Genomic DNA, 1,088 nt, shown 5'->3' on the forward strand with positions numbered 1-1,088 from the left:
CCTGATCGCCCGCGGCACGGACGGCACCCTGTGGCTCTACAAGGGCACGGGCAACGCCGCCGCGCCCTTCGGGCCGCGGGGCGGGCCTTTTCCCGTGACCTGCCCTCGGCGCCGCGGCCCTTGTCCTGGCCCTTTTCCGGTGACCGGCCTCAGTAGCCGGGCGACACGGGTGTCCGCGGGCTCTCCGGCGCCGGCGACTCGGGCGAGGGCGACGCCTCCGAGGGCGTCTCCGGCGAGGGGCTGTCGCCCGGCGACTCCGGCGAGGGCGACGGGCCCGGCGACGGCCCGTCACCCGGCCGCGGCACCGGGCGATCCGTCTCGCCCGTCGTCCCCACCGGCCGCTCGAACCACTGCCCGGTCCTCGGGTCGATCAGCACCACGACCTTGATGACCTGCGGCGCCGGCGCCACCACGACCACGTTCGACGGCCGGTACGAACGCCACGCCTCCCCCTGCTGCCGGGGGTTCTTCTTCACGGCCACCGGCGGGGTCAGCGGATTGCCGCACGCACAGCGCACCCGCGGCACGCCCCGGTCGTCCACCATCACCGCCGTACCGGTCTGGAGCACCGCCTGATAGCTCGTGGCCGCGCCGTCCTTGTAGCCGTGGTTGGTCACCCGGGTGTCATTGCGCAGCTGTACGGGGGTGAGCGCGCGCAAGTGGTCCGCGATCCGCTCCGGGCGGATGTCGGCGACCTTCGCGAAGGCCCGCGCCTTCGCCTGGTCCGACGTCAGATACGAGATCTGCCGCTCCACGTCGCAGCTCGCCACGTTGCGGGTGCCGCCGTAGAGGCCGGCCTCGGAACCCTGGATGCTGCGGGTGCCGCTCTTCTCGGCGGGGGTCGCGGTGGGCGCGCCGGTGGGGGAGTCGGCCGGGCCGGAGTCCTTCGCCGTCGACTCGCTGAACGGGTCGGGGCCCTCCGCCGAGGCGGCCTGGAGGAACACCTCGCCGGGCCCGTCGCCGCCCAGCCGGGTCAGCACGACCGCCAGGGTGACGGCGACCAGCAGCGCGGCGGCGAGCAGCGCCAGCAGCCAAGCGCGGCCGTCCTGCTCCGAGAGGGAGGCCAGATTCACCGTGGCGTCCGCGCC

At 75.0% G+C, this 1,088-nt stretch carries 1 protein-coding gene; it reads right to left on the reverse strand.

The window, feature by feature from the left end; translation table 11 throughout:
- Positions 1 to 149: 149 nt before the first annotated feature.
- Positions 150 to 1,088 (reverse strand): DUF6777 domain-containing protein (locus tag ACSNOD_RS31350; protein ID WP_436770464.1); only part of this gene is annotated, 939 nt, incomplete at its 5' end.

This window comes from Streptomyces sp. URMC 123 (assembly GCF_051386515.1).
Classification (GTDB): Bacteria; Actinomycetota; Actinomycetes; order Streptomycetales; family Streptomycetaceae; genus Streptomyces.